Origin of the sequence: Pseudoalteromonas sp. P1-26 (assembly GCF_001401795.1) — a bacterium.
GTDB lineage: Bacteria > Pseudomonadota > Gammaproteobacteria > Enterobacterales > Alteromonadaceae > Pseudoalteromonas.
In genome coordinates this window covers 1-200 of sequence record NZ_LKDX01000216.1, presented here as the reverse complement: position 1 = coordinate 200, position 200 = coordinate 1, and the positions used below count along the sequence as shown (strand labels likewise).

Below are 200 nucleotides of genomic sequence, written 5' to 3'. Positions count from 1 at the left end.
TTATTGTTTGGGTCTGTAGCTCAGTTGGTTAGAGCGCACCCCTGATAAGGGTGAGGTCGGTAGTTCAAATCTACTCAGACCCACCACTTCTTATGAAGTGGAAAAAATGACAATAAGTACCAGCATATGTGGGGCTATAGCTCAGCTGGGAGAGCGCCTGCCTTGCACGCAGGAGGTCAGCAGTTCGATCCTGCTTAGCT

1 tRNA gene is annotated in these 200 nt (G+C 49.5%); it reads left to right on the top strand.

The features are described 5' to 3' along the window. The first annotated feature begins 9 nt into the window (after positions 1–9). A tRNA-Ile gene (locus AN394_RS21875) sits at positions 10–86 on the top strand. Positions 87–200: the final 114 nt, after the last annotated feature.